Consider the following 19,682-nt stretch of genomic DNA (forward strand, 5'->3'; position numbering starts at 1 on the left):
GGTCAGCTTCCCTCGTTGTCTGAAGCGTAGAAGGTATAAGAGAGCGTGATCTCTTTGATGGTGTCGAGCTCTTGGTTGTCGTCAAGCTCGGGGTCGATAAAGAACACAATCGGCATTTCGACGGTTTCGCCGGGCTGCAGCGTCTGCTCGGTGAAGCAGAAGCATTCGATCTTGTTGAAGTAGACGCCTGCCCGTTCGGGCGCGACGTTGAAAATGGCGTGGCCGGTAACCGGCTTGCTCGAATAGTTGGTAGCCACGAAATTGACCGTGTCGACGGCGCCGATCCTGTCGGTGATCGGCTTGGCCGGGGTCACTTTCCAGGCCAGATCGTTGGACACGTTGGAATCGAAGCGCACCTTCATTTCGCGGGCAATAATGCCCTTGGGCGTTTCGGTCGCGACCTGGGTCGTGCCGCCAAAGCCAGTGACCTGACAGAACAACTGGTAGAGCGGCACCGAAGCATAGGCCAGCCCCACCATGCCCGCAGCGATCACCAGCCCGCCCAGCGCGGTGCGCCGGTTGCGTGTGGTGGTGCGCGTCGCACTGTCATGATGGGTCAGATCAGCCATTACATAGCCCGATCAAACAGCGCTGGCCCCATCTTGACGATGGTCAGCGTGTAGAAGGTGATGGCGAACAACGCCAGCGCGATGGCCAAGGCAATCGAGCGACGGCGGCGGACCTTTGCACGCGCAGCAGCGACCTCGGGGGCCTCGATCTCGACAGCGCGAATTTCGTCGGGTGCACTCATGCCAATACCCCAAAACGCAGCAGCAGATTGTCGACCAGCAGGGCAAAGAACAGAACGAACAGATAGCCCAGCGAATAGTTGAACAGGGCGCGTGCCGATTTGCGCATGGCGACATCCTCGCCGGTGCGCAGCAGGCGCCAGGCAAAGAACAGGAAAGCAGCGCCCGTCACCACGGCAACAGCGGTATAGACCACGCCGGCAAAGCCCAGCACGGTTGGCAGCATGGCAGAAAGCGCCAGCAGGATGGTGTAGATGAAGATCTGCACCTTGGTGTGCGCCGCACCCTTGACGTTGGGCAGCATGGGAATGCCGGCCGCGCCGTAATCGCTTTGCTTGTAGAGCGCAAGCGCCCAGAAATGCGGCGGGGTCCACAGGAAGATGATCATGAACAGCGCGATGCTTTCAACGCTGATCGTGCCGGTTACCGCGGCCCAGCCCACCATGGGTGGAAAGGCACCGGCCGCGCCGCCAATCACGATGTTCTGTGGCGTCGATCGCTTGAGCCACATCGTGTAGACGACGGCATAAAAGAAGATGGTGAAGGCCAGCAGGCCGCCGGCAACCCAATTGGTCGCCAGACCCAGCAGGGCCACCGAAAACACCGAGAGCACGACGCCAAAGATCAGCGCTTCGCCGCCACTGATGCGACCGGCCGGAATGGGCCGGTTGACGGTGCGGCTCATGATGGCGTCGATATCGGCGTCATACCACATGTTGAGCGCGCCCGAGGCGCCTGCACCGATGGCGATGCAGACCACGGCGATGACACCAAGCAGCGGATTGATGCCACCGGGGGCAACAACCAGGCCAACAATGGCCGTAAACACTACCAGCTGCATGACATTAGGCTTGAGCAGCGCGAGGTAGTCCTCGACGCGTGCCTCGCCCGTCATGCCGGATAGATGTCTGGTGTCATCCATTAAAGCCACTGGCTTTGCTTTCCTTGGGGTCGTTGATCGGGCCGCGCGAACGCGGCCCGGATGCACTTAGTGCGCGTTGGTCGAGTCGATCTTGGGCAGCGTGGTGAACTGGTGGAACGGTGGAGGCGAGCTCAGCGTCCATTCCAGCGTGGTTGCACCAACACCCCAAGGGTTGTCACCCGCAGGACGCTTCTTCCGGCCTGCTTCCCATGTCGCATAGAAGAAGATGATCATGGCGACGAAGGTGATGTAGTAGCCGAACGAGGAGATGCGGTTGAAGAAGCCGAAGGCATCGGGATAGTCGATGTAACGGCGCGGCATACCGGCAAGGCCCAGGAAGTGCTGCGGGAAGAAGATCAGGTTCACGCCAACGAACATGGTCCAGAAGTGCGCGGCAGCCAGGGTCTCGTTGTACATGTAGCCGAACATCTTGGGGTACCAGTAGTACCAGCCAGCGAAGATCGAGAACACGGCACCGAGCGACAGCACGTAGTGGAAGTGAGCAACCACATAGTAGGTGTCGTGCAAGGCACGGTCAGCACCGGCATTGGCCAGCACCACACCGGTCACACCGCCGACGGTGAACAGGAAGATGAAGCCGATAGCCCAGAGCATTGGCGACTTGAAGGTGATCGAACCGCCCCACATGGTGGCGATCCAGGAGAAGATCTTCACGCCCGTAGGCACCGCGATGACCATGGTGGCCGCCACGAAGTAGCGCTGCACGTCCAGGCTCAGGCCTGTGGTGTACATATGGTGCGCCCACACCACGAAGCCGACAAAGCCAATGGCAACCATGGCGTAGGCCATGGCCATATAGCCGAAGATCGGCTTGCGGCTGAAGGTCGACACGATGTGGCTGACAATGCCGAAGCCAGGCAAAATCATGATGTACACTTCGGGATGACCGAAGAACCAGAACAGATGCTGGAACAGTACGGGATCGCCGCCCTCAGCAGGCTTGAAGAAGGCAGTGCCGAAATTGCGGTCGGTCAGCAGCATGGTGATGGCGCCGGCCAGCACTGGCAGAGCCAGCAGCAGCAGGAATGCGGTCACCAGAACCGACCAGGCAAACAGCGGCATCTTGTGCAGCGTCATGCCCGGAGCGCGCATATTGAAGATCGTGGTGATCAGGTTGATCGCGCCCAGAACCGAGCTGACGCCGGCAACGTGGAGCGAGAGAATGGCAAAGTCCATGGCCGGGCCGGGATGGCCGGTGGTGGACAGCGGCGGGTAGACGGTCCAGCCGCCACCAAAGCCCAGAGCGCCGGGGCCAGTGCCTTCAAAGAACAGGCTCATCAGCAGCAGGATGAACGCGGGTGGCAACAGCCAGAACGCGATGTTGTTGATGCGCGGAAACGCGGTATCGGGCGCGCCGATCATCAGCGGCGCGAAATAGTTGGCAAACCCGCCCATGGTGGCAGGCATGACCACGAAGAACACCATGATCAGCGCATGCGCGGTGGTGAACACGTTGTACATGTGCTTGCCAGCGTCGAGCGCCGCGGCACCCGACGCATCCATGCCATAGACCATGGCCGCAAGGCCGTGGAAAATCTGGATGCCGGGCTCCTGCAATTCCATGCGCATCACGCCGGAGAGCAGACCACCGATAATGCCGGTGAAGATTGCGAACACAAGGTACATCACGCCGATGTCCTTGTGGTTGGTCGAGTAGACCCAGCGACGCCAACCGGTCGGCGTGTGCGCGTCGTGTGCGCTATCGTGTCCGGTCGCGTGGGCTTCGAGGTGAGCGGTGTCGGTCATATTCGTTTATCCCCTGACCCGTGGTCTACTGCACTGCTGCAAGCGTTGCGTTGGCGGCGGTGTAGTCACCCCCCTCGAACGCAGTCATGTAAGCAGCGAATTCTTCTTTAGTGACGACGCGAATGGCGATCGGCATGAAGGCGTGGTCCTTGCCGCAAAGCTCGGAACACTGGCCATAGAAAATGCCGGTCTCGCGCGAGTTGAACCAGGTCTCATTGAGGCGACCGGGCACGGCGTCAATCTTGATGCCGAACGATGGGACGGCAAAGGCATGGATGACGCCGAGCGGATCAGCGGTCACCTGCATGCGCACCGTGGTATCGACTGGCACGACAAGCTCATTGTCCACAGCCAGAAGGCGCGGCTGGGCCGGCTTGGTGCCCAGACGATCTTCTTCATTGAGCATCAGCGAGGTGAACTCGATGTCCTGGTCGACATACTGGTAATCCCAGTACCACTGCTGGCCCGTTGCCTTGACGGTCAGCTCGGGTGCAGGCACCTCGACTTCGCCGAACGAGAAGATGTTGGAGCCGAGATATTTGCGCTCGCCATCGGGTGTGGTCAACTGATCGGACAGCACACCGAAGGACGGGATGGCGATGATGATCAGGATCACGATCGGCAGAACGGTCCAGACGATCTCAACCATGGTGTTGTGGGTGAAGCTGGCTGGTGTCGGGTTGCGCTTGGCATTGTAGCGGAAGGCGATCCACAGCAGCAGCGCCAGCACGAAGACGACGATCAGGCTGATGGTCCACATCAGAATGCCGTCGTGGAAACTCGTGATCGAGTCCATGATTGGCGTCACTGACCGCTGCAAATGGAACTGCCCTGGCAGTGGATGGCCGGCCGTATAGCCCGCTTCTTCCTGCGCGGCAGCCAGAGCCGGGGCCAGCGCCACTGCGGCAGCTGCGAAAGCGCCCATCTTTCTCAAGAACTGACCGATCACCATAAACCCCTGTATCGACTGCAATTGGCGCATCCGCACCGGGATTGAGTGGCATAACAGCGGCATAGATAACGCCGCCCCGACTCAACCTCGGAGCGAAAAACTCTTCCGGAGACCTAAATCATATTGAAAGGGGCAAGTCCATTGCGGCAACACTGTGTAATGCTGCGTCATATTGCGCGGCGCAGCGCCGGTTTCCGCCTCACCCCTGCCGCAGTTTGCCCGACATATCGTCAGCAAATCCGGGCTTTGGTTGACTTGCGGCATCGCGTAACGGAAACACTTGGAGCCTGAAGCGTGCGCACGATTCGGCAGGAGTATTAAGAGAGTGAAGCGGATTTTGAAGCGTCACCTGGCTGGCATTGGCCTGGCTGTTCTGGCAGTTGCCGCAGGCGGCAGCGCCGTTTTGGGCCAAGGCGTTGTTCGCGCCCAATATGGTGACTGGCAGATGAGCTGCGATACCCCACCGGGTGCCAGCTTTGAGCAATGCGCCATCATCCAGAATGTTCTGGCCGAAGATCAGCCCAATGTCGGTCTGTCCGTCATTATACTGCGCACCGCCGATCGCGAGGCCCGTCTGCTGCGTGTACTGGCACCACTGGGCGTGCTGCTGCCCAATGGTCTTGGCCTGAATGTGGACGGTCAGGACATGGGCCGGGTGGCCTTTGTGCGCTGCCTGCCCAATGGTTGCGTTGCCGAAGTGGTACTGGACGACGACCTGATCGAAACATTGTCCGATGGCAGCAGCGCGATCTTTGTGGTGTTCAAGACCCCCGAAGAGGGCATTGGCATTCCCGTGTCGCTTAACGGCCTCAAAGACGGCTTTGCGCAACTCCCTTGATCCGGAGCGCCACCAATGACTGAAGAACGCCGCGCGACCATTCGGCATCGCACCCTCAAGGGCGGCCGCGTTGTCACCAATGCGGGCTATTCCACCTATGACTGCACGGTGCGCAATCTGTCCGAGGCGGGTGCCCGGCTTCGGGTGGCCAGCATTGTCGGCATTCCCGATGAGTTTGAACTGGCCATGGATGACGGGCGCAAATACGCCTGCCACGTGGTTTGGCGCACCGAAGCCGAACTCGGCGTCAGCTTCAACGTAGCGTAAAAAAGCCGGACGAGTGCGAGGCACTGTCCGGCAAGTCATCAGGAAACGGGATCGGTGGCAAAACCGACCCGGGAGATGGCACGACGCTCGTAACTGCAATTCGTACCAACCTGGGAACATCGCCCGAACGTATCCGGGCGATGGAAACTTGATCGCGGCGCCTAGAGGCGTGCGTTGCGGGCGCGGGCAGCGCTGAGCACATGCGCCCCGGCAGGCTGCTTGCGGCTGAGAGCGGTGGTGATATCGTCGCGCGAGATACCGATATCGCTGAGGCGGTCGTGGTCGAGTTCAAGCAGGGCGTACAACGCATTCCGGCGGGTTCGTGCAGCTTTCGCCTTGGCGATCCAGCGCGTGAGCGCGACAAATGGATTGGGCGTGGCGGGCGCAAGTGACCGCTCGCCGGAGAGCGAGATAGCCATGATGTTCTCCAAACATGTGGTTGTGCCGAAGGGAGTTCGGCGGATCCGACACCGTGTGTTCTGGTGCCGATGATCAAGCAGTAGCGCTCTGGACAATTATTCGTCCAACAAATAGATTTCATCTAATTCATCAATTTGAGTTATGTGAGGGCAGGATGGCTGCGCCGCTTGATCTGGACCAGTTGCAGAGCTTTTGCGCAATTGCCGATTGCGGCAGCTTTACCGAGGCGGCCCGCCGCGTGAACAAGACGCAGTCAGCGGTCTCGATGCAGATCAAGCGTCTCGAGGAACGGCTGGGGCAGACCCTGCTGGCGCGCGAGGGTCGCAGCGTCACGCTGACGCTGCATGGCGAGGCGCTCTATGCCCGCGCTCGCAAGATGCTGCGCACCAATGCGGAAATCCTCGACCACTTCTCCGATGGCGTGCTGGCTGGCTCGATCCGGTTCGGCGTGCCCGACGATTATGCCGTGCGGCTGCTGCCGGTGATCCTGTCGAGTTTTCAGCGCACCCACCCCAAGATTGCCGTGGACGTATCCTGCATGGCCTCCGAGCATCTGACCGAAGGCATGCGGGCCGGGCGTTACGATCTGATCGTATTCACCCAGGGCACCGAGCAGAACTATGGCGAGCTGTTCCGCACCGAAAAGATGCACTGGGTGGCCAGCCACGGTGGTCGCGCCCTGGCCAGCGACCCGTTGGCAATCGCCTGTGGTCCGCATTTCTGCATCTGGCGCAAGGATGCCCAGGATGCACTGGACCGGGCGAGCAAGGATTACCGCATCGCCTATACCTCATCAAACGCTACGGCGATCTCAAGTGCGGTGTTGTCGGACCTGGCGATTGGCTTCTTGCCCGAAAGCGCCCTGCAGCCGGGCATGCGGGTGGTCGATGACGATCACGAACTGCCCCATCTGGCCGATGCCCAGATCGCCCTGATGCGGGCCAGCCACGCCTATGGCGGCATTTATGATGCGCTGGCCAATCATATTGTGCAGTCGATGGGCAACCTTGATGCAGCGGCAAGCGACACAGAAGCAGCGGAGTAAGCGCGCTGCACTCTTGACCTGTCGGGGCCGATGTCGCACCAACAGGCCATGGCCGAGACACTCACAAATGCTGCTGAATTCAGCGTCAGCGAAATCGCACAGGCGGTAAAACGCACCGTCGAGGATGAATTCGGCCATGTGCGGGTGCGCGGCGAGATATCAGGCTTTCGCGGCCAGCACTCTTCGGGCCACGCCTATTTCACCCTCAAGGATGAAAGCGCCTCAATTGACGCCGTCGTCTGGAAGGGCAATTACGCCAAGCTGACCTTCAAGCCCGAAGAGGGGCTAGAGGTGATCGCCACCGGGCGGCTGACCACCTTCCCGCGTTCCTCCAAATACCAGATCGTCATCGACAATATTGAGCCCGCGGGTGCCGGGGCGCTGATGGCGCTGCTTGAGGAGCGCAAGCGCAAGCTGGCCGCCGAAGGACTGTTCGCCCGCGAACGCAAACAGTCCCTGCCCTATCTGCCCCGCGTGATCGGTGTGATCACCTCCCCCACGGGCGCGGTGATCCGCGATATCCTGCATCGCCTGGCCGACCGCTTCCCCAGCCATGTCATGGTCTGGCCGGTGCGGGTTCAGGGCGACACCTGCGCCGCCGAAGTGGTCAATGCCATTGAGGGGTTCAACGCCATGGTCGCCGGCGGCGCCATGCCCCGGCCCGATCTGTTGATCGTGGCGCGTGGTGGTGGCTCGATCGAAGACCTGTGGGGCTTTAACGAAGAAGCCGTGGTGCGCGCGGTAGCCGCCAGCACCATCCCGATCATTTCCGCGGTTGGCCACGAAACCGATACCACGCTGATCGACTATGTCTCGGATATGCGGGCGCCAACGCCGACGGCTGCCGCCGAAGCCGCAGTGCCGGTGCGGGCCGAACTGATCGGCTATGTCGATGATCTGGGCGGCCGGCAACGCCAGGCAACGCGCCGGGTAACCGCGACCGCGCGCGACCGTCTGCGTGCGGCCGTGGCCGGGCTGCCCCGCGCCTCCGATCTGGTATCACTGCAACGCCAGCAGCTTGATCACGCGGCGTCTAACCTGCTGGGCAATCTGCGCCATTCGGTACAGTCACTGCGCGTGCGCTATTCGCGCACGGACTCCAAGCTCACGCCGCGCCTGCTGCAAGGCCAGCGCCAGGAAGCCGCCGAAAAGCTGCGCAATCTGTCGCTGCGCGCCAATGCGGGGCTGCGCAAGACGGTGGACCGCACCCGCCTTACTTTTGATCCGCGCGCCGAGCGTCTGGACGCTTCGGTTTCCCGGCTGATCGAGCGCAAGCATTCCCAGTTCGCCGGCATCGGTCCGAAACTGTCGCCAAGCGCGCTCAAGACCGAATTGCGCCACGCCCACAGCGTGCTGACGCCGCTGACAGCGCGGCTGCGCGCCAGCATGGCGCTCAATCTGGGCGAGGCGCGCGCGACGCTCACGCAGTCGGACAAGCTGCTCGCCTCGCTGAGCTACAAGAGTGTGCTGGCGCGCGGTTATGCGGTGATCAAGGACGATCAGGGCAATCTGGTGCAGGCCCGGGCCACGCTGTCGCCGGGCGATGCGGTGGCCATCGAATTTGCCGATGGTGAGGTCGGCGCCACAATTGCAGGCAGTCCGGTTATCAAGAAGAAACCACGCGGACAAGTTGACAGCGACACTCAAGAAAGCCTCTTTTGATCGGTATCAATGCTCGCTATATCGAGCGTGGTTAAAGGATTTTCATCATGAACCTTTTTGACAAGGGCTTTGCGCCCACCGAAGCCGTGATCCGCTACCTTGATGGCGACTATGTCGTGCTCAAGCCGGGCACATTTGCCCGCTGCGCCATCACCGGCAAGCCGATCCCGCTCGATGAGCTGTTCTACTGGAATGTTGATCGGCAAGAGGCCTATGCCGATGCCTCCGTCGCCAATACGGCGTTCGAACGGTTCGGCCTGGGCGCCTGATGGTTGTGGAAGCGTCACCACACCGTCGTCGTTTCCTGTTCATATCCAACGGCCATGGCGAAGACTGGATCGCTTCAGCCATTGTGGCCCGCCTGCCCAAATCGATCGAGGTCAATGCCTATCCCATGATCGGTGCGGGCAATGCCTATACCGGGGTGTGTCCGATCGTGGGTCCACGCGCCACGCTGGCCTCGGAGGGCTGGCGCAATGTCAAAGGCTCGCTGCAGCGCGACCTGACCAGCGGCGGCCTCAAGACCATCCCGCCGGCATTACGATTTCTGCGCGAGATCCGCGGCAGATATGAGCGCGTCATCATCGTGGGTGATGTCACCGGCGTGCTGGCCGCCTATGCCTGTGGCCTGCGTGATCTGATCTATCTCGATGTCTACAAGACGGGCGCGGCGCGGCTTTACTCAGCGGCCGAACGCTTTGTCATCAAGCGCACCTGCACCACCGCGTTCTGTCGGGCCGACAATCTGGCGCAGACGCTTGAGCAGGTCGGCGTGGATGCACGCTCGGCCGGCAATGTGATGATGGATACCATTCCCGGCGGGGACTATGACGCCCAATCGCGCCGGACAAGGCCATTGGCGGTCACACTGCTGCCCGGCAGCCGCGCACTGACTGCCGAGAGCTTCGAATTGCAGATCGATGCGCTGCGTTCCCTGCCCGCTGATCAGCGCCCCGATATCTTCCTGGCGGTGGCCGGCGGCATCAATATTGACGATCTGGCCAAAAAGACCGGCCTGCGCCGCACCCATATGCTGAGCGCAGAATCCGATGATCTGGGTGAATTGTCCGACGGGACGCTGAGCGTGCACATGGCGCGCGGTGGTGCGATGGGCAATCTGCTGGCGGCATCGGATCTGGTGCTCTCGCAAGCGGGCACGGCGACCGTGCAGGCTCTGGGGCTAGGCAAGCCCGCCATTACCTTCGTCAATCCACGGGATCGACGCTCGCGCTTCAATGATGAGCAGAAACTGTTTGGCGAAGCCCGCACCGTGGTGCCGGCCGAGGCGGCTGCCATCGGGGCCGCGCTGCGTGGCTTGCTCGAAAATGATGAAGAGCGGCGGCGTCAGGCGGCGATAGGCCGCCAAAACATTGGCGGCCCCGGTGCGATGCAGGCCATTCTGGAGGCCATTGAGGCCTAGAAACCTTACTTCTTGTCGGTCTGGGGATCGAGCAGGCGGTGCAGGTGAACGATGAAGTAGCGCGTCTGGGCGCTATCGACCGTCATCTGCGCCTTCTGCTTCCAGGCGACCAGGGCTGCAGCGTAGTTGGGATACAGGCCAACCACGTCCACCTTGTCGAGATCGGCAAAGGTGACGCCCTCAATGCTGGACAGTTCGCCACCGATCACCAGGTGGAGCAATTGTTCGTTGGGGACTTCTTTTTCAGCCATCGGTCAAATCCGTTCATCGGTAGAAGTAGGTTCTGCGGTGAGCGCCTCGTCGGCAGGACAGCCATAGACTTCTATAAGCGCCGCGTGAAGCAGCGGTTTTAGGCTCATGTCGGCAAGTGCCGCAAGCGCCCCGTGACGCACATCTCGTCTGTTAAATTGTGGGAACCCGCTACAGACGTCGGCGACATCCATACCACACTCATCCAGAATGACCGTGGCAGCGGCAATATCCCAATCCTGGCTACCGCGGCGGCTGGCCACCGCGTCGAGCTTGCCGGTCGCCACCTGGACCAGCCGATAGGCCAGCGAGGGATAATAAGGGCCACGCGTATAGTTGAGTCCGGCATCCTGCAAATGCTGGTGCACGGCACCGGCAGCCGGAATGACCGGCGGGGAGCCGGGGCGACGGCGGCGCTGGATGGGCTTGCCGTTCAGGCGCGCCCCGCCATCGCGGGTGGCTTCATATAGTTCGTCGCGCATGGGCGCATAGACGACACCGGCCACAGGCACGCCGTCCTCGACCACCGCAAGACACACAGTCCAGCTGTCTTCGCCGCGCAAGAAGCCGCGCGTGCCGTCAATGGGATCAACCACAAAGACGCGTTCGCAATCCAATCGTGAAGGATTATCCGCCGTTTCTTCGCTCAGCCAGCCATAGGTCGGACGCGCCTGGAGCAATGCATTGGCCAAATATCGGTCAACAAGGATGTCCGCTTCGCTCACGGGCGAGGCATTTTCCTTGTTCCAGCTCTTCACTTCGCGCCGAAAGAAGCCGCTGGCAATGATGCCCGCTGCTACCGCGGAGGCGCGGAGCAGTTCGAGATCTTCAGCGTAGGTGGTGGGCGGAATGGGCATATTCCGGGCCTTTTAGGCTTGCCCCGGGTTTTGGACAAGGGGCCGCCTGCGCCCGATCACCAGCTTGTCAATTATGGCAGCGTTAACAGGGCGACACCGGGTGGGGTTAACCGGGTCCTACTGGGTGCAACACCCTGCTAACCCTCTCGAAAAACAAGATAAACTTAACCCAACCGATTAAGGGGGCAGGTAAGTCGGCGCGCTATGTTGGGTGCAAGAAAGAGAGCAACAAAAACCAGCTCTCGAAGTTGACAGGAAGGCAAATTCACATGGTTCATGGCGTTGCGATGGAAGGATCGTCGGTCGTTTTGGCATTCGGCAAGCCCGCAGTGGCGGAGCGCCGATTTGTCGCCTCGAACGATAACGGTCCCAAGGATCCGGTTAAAACCGTTACAGTCCGCCGCATGCTCGAGCAGAGCGGTGTGGCAATCAAGATCAAGGTGCCGGTCACCGAGTTCATTGGCGTGGCAGTTGCCACTACCCTCTCGGAAGAGGGTGTTCTGACCAGCTCGATCGAACTGGTGCATTCGGACCATGAGCTGAACTACCGCGTGTTTGAAGAAGAGGGCAATCACAACGTCGTCGCCGAATGGCAGAACTGGGGCAAGAAATTGCGCCTGCCGCTGTTCATCAAGGCCGGCGATGGTGCCTACATGCCCTATAGCCAGCAGGTTGATGGCGTGATGGTTGGCTCAAGCCAGTCGCGCCGCAAGCTGGTTGCCGAGGCGGGCCGTCGACCCCGTTTCCTCAACCGCCGCAAGCCTGGTCAGGCCGAAGCCTAAGTTTACCGACGCCTCCAAGTGACGTTCAAGAGGGTTGACCGGTGGTGCGGTCAGCCCTTTTGGCGTTTTTGGGCGTCGTGGACTTGCCTACCAGACCCAGTCAGCCAATAGCGCCAGCGCCAGCGTGATGCCGACATAGTGGTTGGAATAAAACCGGGCCCGCGGATTGTCGTCCACATCGGCGTCCACCGTCTGCACCTGCCAGGCCAGCAGCGCCAGCGCCACCAGCGAGATCACCGCAAACACAATGCCGGCGCCCGCCAGGGTCGCGGCAGCCAGCCACAACACATAGGCACCAGCGTAGAACCCGGTCACGATGGGCCTTGTCTTGTCGCCAAACAGACGGGCAGTGGATTTGACGCCGATCAGCGCATCGTCCTCGACATCCTGCAGCGCATAGATGGTGTCGTAGCCGATCACCCACAAAATGGTACCCAGATAAGCCAGCAGTGCCGGCATCGCGAAGCTGCCGGTCTGCGAACTCCAGCCCACCAGCGCGCCATAGGAGAAGGCCAGGCCCAGAAACAGCTGCGGCCACCAGGTAATGCGCTTCATAAAGGGATAGATCGCCACCAGTATCAGGGAGGCGACGCAGGCCCAGACCGTAAAGCGGTTGAACTGGAACAGGATGACCGAGGCCAGCAGAGCCTGGGCAATCAGGAAAGCCAGCGCATCGCGCGCGGTTACCGCGCCTGAAGGGATTGGCCGCGAGCGGGTGCGGGCCACCTGCATGTCGATATCGCGGTCGACAATGTCGTTAAAGGTACAGCCCGCGCCACGCATCAGCACGGCCCCAACCAGCATCAGGATTGCTGCCATCCAGTCAAAACCGCGCTCCGGTGTGGCAATCGCGGCCAGCCCCAGCCCCCAGGTGCAGGGCCAGAACAGCAGCCAGAAGCCAATGGGCCGGTCCCAGCGCGCCAGTCGCGCATAGGGCTTGAGCCATTGCGGCGCATAGCGATCCACCCAATTGTCCGACTGGGCATCAGCAACAGTGCCGGACTGTTCAACATCGGACATGGGCAGGCTCCTTGATCATGTCACGCGGATGGGGACCGGCGACTCTTTGGACCAGTGGTTAGCAGAATTCGCCCCGTCGCTAAAACGGGGCAAGTGGAAAGATGACAATTCGGGGCCAGCGATGCTATCGCTGCGCCATGCCACGCACCCATGCCAGCCTCCCCGTCTTTATGTTGAACCCGATCTGAGCGCCGGCGCCCAGTTAACGCTGGGCAAGGAGCAGTCGCTCTATCTGGCCGCCGTGCTGCGCAAGAGCGTGGGCGATGAAGTGGTGCTGTTCAATGGTCGCGATGGTGCCTGGTTGTGCCGTCTGATCAGCGATTCCAAAAAATCGGTGCAGCTCGAACTGGTCGAACGGATCGCCGGACAAACCCCGGTTTCCGATCTCTGGTATGGCTTTGCACCGCTCAAGAGCGAACGGCTCGACTACGTCATCCAGAAGGCGGTCGAGATGGGCGTGGGCACCATCCAGCCGGTGATTACCCGCTATACCCAGGTCAATCGCCTCAAGCATGAGCGCATGGTGGCCAATGCCATCGAGGCTGCCGAGCAATGTGAAGTGCTCAGCGTGCCCAGCGTCGAGCCCGAAATGACACTTGAACGCCTGATCGATGGCTGGCCTGCCGATCGCACATTGATCCTGGCCGATGAGAGCGCCGCATCTTCCTCACCGGTCGAAACCCTTGGCAGCCTGAAGGGGCACAAGGTCGGCATTCTGATTGGGCCCGAGGGTGGGTTTTCCGATGAAGAACGCGCAAAACTGATCGCCCTGCCCTATGTGGTGCCGATCAGTCTGGGCCCGCGCATTCTGCGTGCCGACACCGCTGCGGTGGCTGCCTTGGCGGTAATTCAGGCAATCATCGGTGATTGGCGATAAAAGGCGATTGCTTTGTGCTTGCGCAACGCTATGTTCCGCCCAACATTGACCCCTCCTATACCGAGGACACTTCATGGCCGGCGCCGACAGCTACAGCCCTCTTATTGAATCGCGTGCGGACCTGATCGAGGCGATGGCGCGCGGGTGCAAACCCGAGAGCGAATGGCGCATTGGCACCGAGCACGAGAAGCACGTGTTCCACACCAATCCGCTGCGCCCGGTCGCCTATGAAGGCCCCAATGGCATTCGCGCGCTGCTCGATGGCATCCAGGCCGAAACCGGCTGGCATCCCTTCTATGATGGCGACAACCCGATCGGGCTGCGCAACGATGAAGTGGCGGGCGGTATTTCGCTGGAGCCCGGCGGGCAGTTCGAACTGTCCGGCTCGCCCCAGCTCGATCTGCACGCTTCGGCAGCCGAGCTGGCCGAACATATGGCCGTCAGCAAGAAAGTCGCCGGTCCGCTCGATATCCACTTTCTGGGTCTGGGCGTCACCCCGATCTGGTCGGTTGATGAGATTTGCTCGATGCCTAAATCGCGCTACGGCATCATGAAGCCCTATATGGAAAAGGTCGGCACGCTGGGCACATCCATGATGTTCCGCTCGGCCACCGTACAGACCAATCTCGATTTCTCCAGCGAAGCGGACATGGTCAAGAAGCTGCGCGTGGCCGTCGCCCTGCAGCCTATCGCTACCGCGCTGTTTGCCAATTCGCCCTTCGCCGATGGCCGTGACACCGGCTATCTCAGCTTCCGCAGCCATATCTGGCTGAATACCGACGACGCCCGCACTGGCATGCTGCCCTTTGCCTTCGAGCAGGGGTTTGGCTTTGAGCAATATGCCGACTATGCGCTGGACGTGCCGATGTATTTCGTCATCCGCAATGGCGATTACGTCAATGTGGCGGGCGAGAGCTTCCGGGCCTTCCTGCGCGGCGAACTGCCCCAACTGCCCGGCGAAAAGCCAACCATCAAGGATTGGGAAGACCATCTGTCGACCATCTTCCCCGAAGTGCGCCTCAAGCAGTTCCTTGAGATGCGCGGCGCCGATATGGGCGACGAGAGGTCGGTGACGGCGCTGTCGGCCTTCTGGACCGGCCTGCTCTATGACGCGGTTTCGCTCGAAGCCGCCTATGAGCTCATCGAGCCATGGACCCAGGGCGAACGCGACGCCATGCGCCGCGAAGTGCCTCGTCTGGGTCTGATGACACCGGTCGGGCGCACCAATATCTATGATTTCGCTGCTCAGGCCGTCGGCATTGCCGAAGCCGGGCTGATCCGCCGCAATCGCCTGAACACGGCAGGTCAGGACGAAACCATCCATCTGGCGCCGCTCGAAGAAACCATCCGGCTGTCCAAATCGCCAGCCGATCGCTGGCGCGACAAGCTGGCCGGCGCATGGAATGGCGACATGACCCGGATCTTCCAGGAAGCCGAGATGTAGCCAGACCCACTGGTCGCAATTGCGACCATGGGGACTTGCACCCCTCGCCGTGGTGGTGCATCACGCGCGCAGCAAGCGCGGAGGGCACAAGCATGCGGGTTCTGGTGATCGGTTCAGGTGGACGCGAGCATGCGCTGGCATGGAAAATCGCCCAGTCGCCGCTGTTGAGCAAGCTGTATGTCGCTCCCGGCAATGGCGGCACCGAGGCTGTTGCGCAGAACGTGGCGCTCGACATCAACGACCACCCAGCAGTCATCGCCTTCTGCCAGTCCGAAAAGATCGACTTCGTCGTGGTGGGCCCCGACGCGCAGGTGGTGGCCGGTCTGGGCGATGATGTTCGCGCCGCCGGGTTTGATTGCTTCTGCCCGTCCAAGGCTGCTGGTCAGCTTGAAGGCTCCAAGGGTTTTACCAAGGCGCTGTGCGACGAGATGGATATCCCGACCGCCGCCTATGGCCGGTTTGATAGCGAAGCGGCGGCGCTGGCCTATCTCTATACCCAGGGCGTACCCATCGTGATCAAGGCCGACGGTCTGGCCGCGGGCAAGGGCGTCACCGTTGCCATGAGTGTGGATGAAGCCGAAGCCGCGATCATCGACTGCTTTGCTGGTGCCTATGGCCAGTCGGGTGCGGAAGTGGTGATCGAGGAATTCATGGAAGGCGAGGAGGTCAGCCTGTTCGTGCTGTGCGATGGCACCGACATTCTGCCGCTGACCACCGCGCAGGATCACAAGCGCGCCTTTGATGGCGATACCGGCCCCAATACGGGTGGCATGGGTGCCTATTCCCCTGCTCCGGTGATGACCCGCGAAATCTACGAGGAGACGCTGGAGCGGGTGATCTGGCCGACCGTCAAGGGGCTGGCTGCGCGCGGCACACCCTATCAGGGCGTGCTCTATGCCGGGCTGATGCTGACTGAAACCGGCCCCCGTCTGGTCGAATACAATGCCCGCTTCGGCGATCCGGAAACCCAGGTCATGATGATGCGCATGGACAGCGATCTGCTGCCGCTGCTGCACGCGACCGCGACCGGCACCCTGGGCGGCCATGAGGTGAGCTGGAAGGATCAGTATGCGCTCACCGTCATTCTGGCGACCCAGGGCTATCCAGCCAGCTATTCCAAGGGCTCCGAGATCAAGGGCGTGGAAAATGCCGGTTCCGAGCATGTTCATGTGTTCCACGCGGGAACGCGTCGCGACGGCGCGCGTTTACTTGCCGAGGGTGGTCGTGTGCTCAATGTGACCGCTCTGGGGACGGGTGTCCGGGAGGCGCAGCAGCGTGCTTACGCAGGCGTGGACAAGATTGACTGGCCAGAAGGCTTTTGCCGCCGCGACATCGGCTGGCGGGAGCTCGCCCGTACCCGCGTCTGAACCATTCCTCAACCTCAATCCGCTAGGCTTCCGCAAGACAGTCTTTGACCAGACCCCGTCGCAACGTCCGCTGACGCCGCTGCAAAAGCGCGGCCAGGCCCTCGCCGACAGTCTGCGTAACAAGGGCAAGGAGCGCGGCGGCATGAGCACGATTTCTGGGCCACGAATTGGTATTGCGCTGGGCGGTGGCTCGGCGCGCGGCCTGACCCACATTCCCTATATCGAAGCGATGGACGAGTTGGGCCTCAAGCCCGCGGTTATTTCGGGCACCTCTATTGGCGCGCTCATCGGGGCCGGCTGGGCTGCGGGCATGACCGGCAAGGAATTGCGTGAGCATTCCTATGAAGTGCTGGGCACCATGCGCAAGATCGCCACCAAATTGTGGGCGATCCAGCTGCGCGGGCTGGGCGGCATTCTCAAGAACGGCATTTCAATGCAGCTCGATGCTTCAAGCATTGTCGACAGCTTCATCCCCGAGGATTTCCCGCTCGAGTTCAAGGATCTCAAGATCCCGCTTTATGTGGTGGCGACCGATTTTCAGAGCTGGCACCAGGTGGTGTTCAATTCCGGAGCGCTACGTCCGGCCATTGCCGGCTCGATTGCCATTCCCAGCCTGTTCAAGCCGGTCAACTATGCCAACCACATTCTGGTCGATGGCGGTGTGGTCAATCCGCTGCCGCTCGATCAGGCCGATATCGGCACCGACTTCCTGATCGGCATCGACGTCAATGGCGATCCCTCCGAGGGCATCAGCAAGACCGATCACAAGGCGCTCGATATCTGGTTCGGTTCGGCCCAGATCATGATGCATTCGTTGACCGCGCACATGATGGCGGCCTATCCGCCCGATATCTATATCCGGCCTCATGTAGCCAATTTTGGCGCGCTGGAATTCTGGCGGGTGCGCGAAATCGTCAGCCATGGCGAAGCCGAGAAAGAGCGTTTCAAGCGCATTCTGGCGCAGAAGGTCGAAGACTATATCCAGGACAGGCTGCCTGCCGCGGGTGTTGAATAGCCTGCAGGATCAGCCCTGCGATCGGGCCTTCTTTGGAACGCTTGTCTTCTTGTTGTAACGCCGGGTTGAGGCAACATTGTTGAGCAGGAATGGCGCGATATCGACCGGGCGCATCGGGCGCCCGAAGTAGAACCCCTGCATCTGATCGCATGACATCGCTGAGAGAATGTCGGCCTGCTCTTCGGTCTCGATTCCCTCTGCCGTAACCACCATGTGCAGGCGATGGCCAAGCGCAATGATGGCGTCGAGTACATCACTGGCCTGCCCCCGGCTATCGGCCAGCCCCATGATGAACGAGCGGTCGATCTTGAGCTTGTCAAAGCCGAACTTCCACAGATAGCCCAGGCTGGAATAGCCCGTGCCGAAGTCGTCCATGGCGATGGACACGCCCAAGGTGCGCAGGTCGGCAAGCTGACGACCGATCTTGTCGGTGTCGTGCATCAGAAGGCTTTCGGTGACTTCCAGTTCCAGCCGGGTGGCGGGCAGACCGGTCTGCGCGAGCAGCTCGCTGACGAGTTCGGGCAGTTCCTGGCTCTCGAACTGGCGGACGGAAAGGTTGACCGACACAAACAGATCATCGGGCCAGGCTGCGGCCTGGGCCATCGCTGTCTTGAGGACCCATGTGCCAATGCGTTCGATCTCGCCAATGGATTCAGCTACCGGAATGAACTCATCAGGCGGGATGCGCTCGCCATCCTCATCGGTCAGGCGCAACAGGGCCTCAAAACCGACGCAGAGGTTCGAGGTCTGGTCCAGCAGCGGCTGAAATTCCAGGGTGAACAGATCAAGGTCATAGGCCTGCCGTACGGCCTTTTCGACCTTCTGGCGGCGCGCCACGGTAGCCTCGAGCGCCTGATTGAACACCTTGTGCAGCCCGCGACCATCGGCCTTGGCCTGATAGAGCGCCATATCGGCCTTGTGCAGACAATCCGCCACAGAGACCGTTGCGTCGGGCACCATATAGACACCAACGCTGATACCGCCGGTGACGGTCACCCCGCCCGTGCGCAGGGGCAGCTTGACGTCCTGCTGCACGCGGTCGACGACCGCCAGTATGGCCTGGGGACTATCTGCGGCGATGACCGCGACGAATTCATCACCACCGATACGCGATGCGACACCGGTTTCGCCAATGCCGCGCGCAATGGCTTCGCCAACATGGCGCAAAAAGGCATCGCCGGTCTGGTGTCCGAATACGTCATTGGTGGATTTGAAATTGTCGACATCGGCGTACAGCACGGCGACGCAATTTGCCTTGCTGGCCAGTGATGCGGTCTTGAAGAAGGCGTCGCGGTTGAGCAGGCCGGATACGGTGTCGAAATTGGCCAGATACTCGATCGACCGCTTCGCGGTTTTCTGTCGTTCGCGCAGATAGGCAATCAGGAAATAGGCAACGGCCAGGATGACGGCGAACAGCGCTGACATCGCGATGGAATACTGGATCGCCGAACTGGTGAACTGGCGGTACATTGCGGTCTTGTCGACATAGACAATGGCAACGCCGATCACCTGCTCGCCCGATACGATAGGGGTGTAGGCCTCGATAAAGTATTTCGGCTCGGTCGCGTCGGCAGTTTCGTCATGGATGAAGGAGGCAATACCGCCCTCAGCCAGAATTTGCTGAACGGTGTCGAGATGCCCCCCGATATGTGGGGTTTGGTGGGGGTGCGCGCCATGTGCCATGGCGCCATCATCGCTCTGGGCAGCCCAGACCACGGCGTCGCCCTGTTGATTGAACAGCTCAAAGCGAAAAACATCACTGACCTGGGACAGCGACAGAACCGCACTGAGCTGATCCTGATCGGGATTGTCGGCTTGCAGCAATGTCTCGAGGTCTGGCGTTTCGTCGGTAAGGTACTGCGCCCATTGCACGGCCTCCCGCTCGGCTGCAACGCCGACCCCGTGCTGGATCACGGCAACAAGACCGAGACTGGCCGCACCGATCAGCACCAGGATCATGGACATGGCTGCAACAGTGATGATCAGTTTTTTGCGCATGGAGAACCCGCCAACCTCATTTCCTCTTATA

21 protein-coding genes are annotated in these 19,682 nt (G+C 61.0%); 11 read left to right on the forward strand and 10 right to left on the reverse strand.

Annotation, left to right across the window (positions count from 1 at the left end; genetic code table 11):
* Positions 1–2: 2 nt before the first annotated feature.
* The 5 genes from AC0L37_RS13685 to coxB form a co-directional block, all read right to left on the reverse strand.
* On the reverse strand, positions 3–569 hold the full coding sequence (locus AC0L37_RS13685) for a cytochrome c oxidase assembly protein (RefSeq protein WP_212658847.1): 567 nt from the start codon (positions 567–569) through the stop codon (positions 3–5).
* Positions 569–751 (reverse strand): hypothetical protein, encoded by a 183-nt coding sequence (locus AC0L37_RS13690; protein ID WP_212658848.1) that lies wholly within the window; start codon positions 749–751, stop codon positions 569–571. Before AC0L37_RS13690 ends, AC0L37_RS13685 begins: the two co-directional genes overlap by 1 nt.
* On the reverse strand, positions 748–1,671 hold the full coding sequence (locus AC0L37_RS13695) for a heme o synthase (protein ID WP_269368152.1): 924 nt from the start codon (positions 1,669–1,671) through the stop codon (positions 748–750). The genes AC0L37_RS13690 and AC0L37_RS13695 overlap by 4 nt, the downstream gene beginning before the upstream one ends.
* A 66-nt stretch (positions 1,672–1,737) precedes the next feature.
* The gene (gene ctaD / locus AC0L37_RS13700; protein WP_212658850.1) at positions 1,738–3,438 is read right to left on the reverse strand and encodes a cytochrome c oxidase subunit I; all 1,701 of its coding nucleotides are present in this window, start codon (positions 3,436–3,438) and stop codon (positions 1,738–1,740) included.
* Positions 3,439–3,463: 25 nt separating this feature from the next.
* Positions 3,464–4,363: a cytochrome c oxidase subunit II gene (gene coxB, locus AC0L37_RS13705; protein WP_212658851.1), complete on the reverse strand. Its 900-nt coding sequence runs from the start codon at positions 4,361–4,363 to the stop codon at positions 3,464–3,466.
* Positions 4,364–4,715: 352 nt separating this feature from the next.
* Here coxB and AC0L37_RS13710 point away from each other — a divergent pair, with 352 nt between their 5' ends.
* A complete protein-coding gene (locus AC0L37_RS13710; protein ID WP_427857071.1) occupies positions 4,716–5,228 on the forward strand; it encodes an invasion associated locus B family protein in 513 nt (170 codons plus the stop codon).
* Positions 5,229–5,243: 15 nt separating this feature from the next.
* Positions 5,244–5,495: a PilZ domain-containing protein gene (locus AC0L37_RS13715; protein ID WP_212658852.1), complete on the forward strand. Its 252-nt coding sequence runs from the start codon at positions 5,244–5,246 to the stop codon at positions 5,493–5,495.
* A gap of 161 nt (positions 5,496–5,656) precedes the next feature.
* Here AC0L37_RS13715 and AC0L37_RS13720 read toward each other — a convergent pair whose 3' ends face one another.
* Complete coding sequence (locus AC0L37_RS13720) at positions 5,657–5,914, reverse strand: hypothetical protein (RefSeq protein WP_282220807.1); 258 nt, start codon at positions 5,912–5,914, stop codon at positions 5,657–5,659.
* Positions 5,915–6,069: 155 nt separating this feature from the next.
* Between AC0L37_RS13720 and AC0L37_RS13725 the strand changes: the two genes are divergently transcribed.
* The 4 genes from AC0L37_RS13725 to AC0L37_RS13740 are packed head-to-tail and all read left to right on the forward strand — an operon-like array spanning position 6,070 to position 10,042.
* Positions 6,070–6,960: a LysR family transcriptional regulator gene (locus AC0L37_RS13725; protein WP_212658854.1), complete on the forward strand. Its 891-nt coding sequence runs from the start codon at positions 6,070–6,072 to the stop codon at positions 6,958–6,960.
* Positions 6,961–7,008: 48 nt separating this feature from the next.
* On the forward strand, positions 7,009–8,622 hold the full coding sequence (xseA, locus tag AC0L37_RS13730) for an exodeoxyribonuclease VII large subunit (protein ID WP_282220806.1): 1,614 nt from the start codon (positions 7,009–7,011) through the stop codon (positions 8,620–8,622).
* Positions 8,623–8,669: 47 nt separating this feature from the next.
* Entirely contained in the window at positions 8,670–8,891 is a 222-nt protein-coding gene (locus AC0L37_RS13735) for a DUF2093 domain-containing protein (protein WP_282220805.1), read from the forward strand.
* Positions 8,891–10,042: a glycosyltransferase family protein gene (locus tag AC0L37_RS13740; RefSeq protein WP_282220804.1), complete on the forward strand. Its 1,152-nt coding sequence runs from the start codon at positions 8,891–8,893 to the stop codon at positions 10,040–10,042. The genes AC0L37_RS13735 and AC0L37_RS13740 overlap by 1 nt, the downstream gene beginning before the upstream one ends.
* Positions 10,043–10,047: 5 nt before the next feature.
* On the opposite strand, the gene AC0L37_RS13745 is transcribed toward AC0L37_RS13740, so the two are convergent.
* Both AC0L37_RS13745 and AC0L37_RS13750 read right to left on the reverse strand, forming a co-directional pair.
* A complete protein-coding gene (locus tag AC0L37_RS13745) occupies positions 10,048–10,293 on the reverse strand; it encodes a DUF4170 domain-containing protein (protein ID WP_212658858.1) in 246 nt (81 codons plus the stop codon).
* 3 nt (positions 10,294–10,296) lie between these two features.
* Entirely contained in the window at positions 10,297–11,148 is an 852-nt protein-coding gene (locus AC0L37_RS13750; protein ID WP_282220803.1) for a 3'(2'),5'-bisphosphate nucleotidase CysQ, read from the reverse strand.
* A 269-nt stretch (positions 11,149–11,417) separates the two neighbouring features.
* Between AC0L37_RS13750 and AC0L37_RS13755 the strand changes: the two genes are divergently transcribed.
* Positions 11,418–11,930, forward strand: a complete 513-nt coding sequence (locus AC0L37_RS13755) for a DUF6101 family protein (RefSeq protein WP_212658860.1) — start codon at positions 11,418–11,420, stop codon at positions 11,928–11,930.
* An 87-nt stretch (positions 11,931–12,017) separates the two neighbouring features.
* Here AC0L37_RS13755 and ubiA read toward each other — a convergent pair whose 3' ends face one another.
* Complete coding sequence (gene ubiA, locus AC0L37_RS13760) at positions 12,018–12,950, reverse strand: 4-hydroxybenzoate octaprenyltransferase (protein WP_282220802.1); 933 nt, start codon at positions 12,948–12,950, stop codon at positions 12,018–12,020.
* A 121-nt stretch (positions 12,951–13,071) separates the two neighbouring features.
* Here ubiA and AC0L37_RS13765 point away from each other — a divergent pair, with 121 nt between their 5' ends.
* The 4 genes from AC0L37_RS13765 to AC0L37_RS13780 all read left to right on the forward strand — a co-directional run bounded on the left by AC0L37_RS13765 (position 13,072) and on the right by AC0L37_RS13780 (position 17,653).
* The gene (locus AC0L37_RS13765; protein WP_282220801.1) at positions 13,072–13,827 is read left to right on the forward strand and encodes a 16S rRNA (uracil(1498)-N(3))-methyltransferase; all 756 of its coding nucleotides are present in this window, start codon (positions 13,072–13,074) and stop codon (positions 13,825–13,827) included.
* A gap of 73 nt (positions 13,828–13,900) precedes the next feature.
* Entirely contained in the window at positions 13,901–15,271 is a 1,371-nt protein-coding gene (locus AC0L37_RS13770; RefSeq protein ID WP_282220800.1) for a glutamate--cysteine ligase, read from the forward strand.
* Between the two features lie 92 nt (positions 15,272–15,363).
* Entirely contained in the window at positions 15,364–16,638 is a 1,275-nt protein-coding gene (purD, locus tag AC0L37_RS13775; RefSeq protein ID WP_282220799.1) for a phosphoribosylamine--glycine ligase, read from the forward strand.
* Positions 16,571–17,653, forward strand: a complete 1,083-nt coding sequence (locus tag AC0L37_RS13780) for a patatin-like phospholipase family protein (RefSeq protein ID WP_212658865.1) — start codon at positions 16,571–16,573, stop codon at positions 17,651–17,653. Before purD ends, AC0L37_RS13780 begins: the two co-directional genes overlap by 68 nt.
* A 9-nt stretch (positions 17,654–17,662) precedes the next feature.
* Here the strand turns inward: AC0L37_RS13780 and AC0L37_RS13785 are convergent, their stop codons facing one another.
* A complete protein-coding gene (locus AC0L37_RS13785) occupies positions 17,663–19,651 on the reverse strand; it encodes a putative bifunctional diguanylate cyclase/phosphodiesterase (protein WP_282220798.1) in 1,989 nt (662 codons plus the stop codon).
* Positions 19,652–19,682: the final 31 nt, after the last annotated feature.

This window comes from Devosia sp. J2-20 (assembly GCF_055808475.1).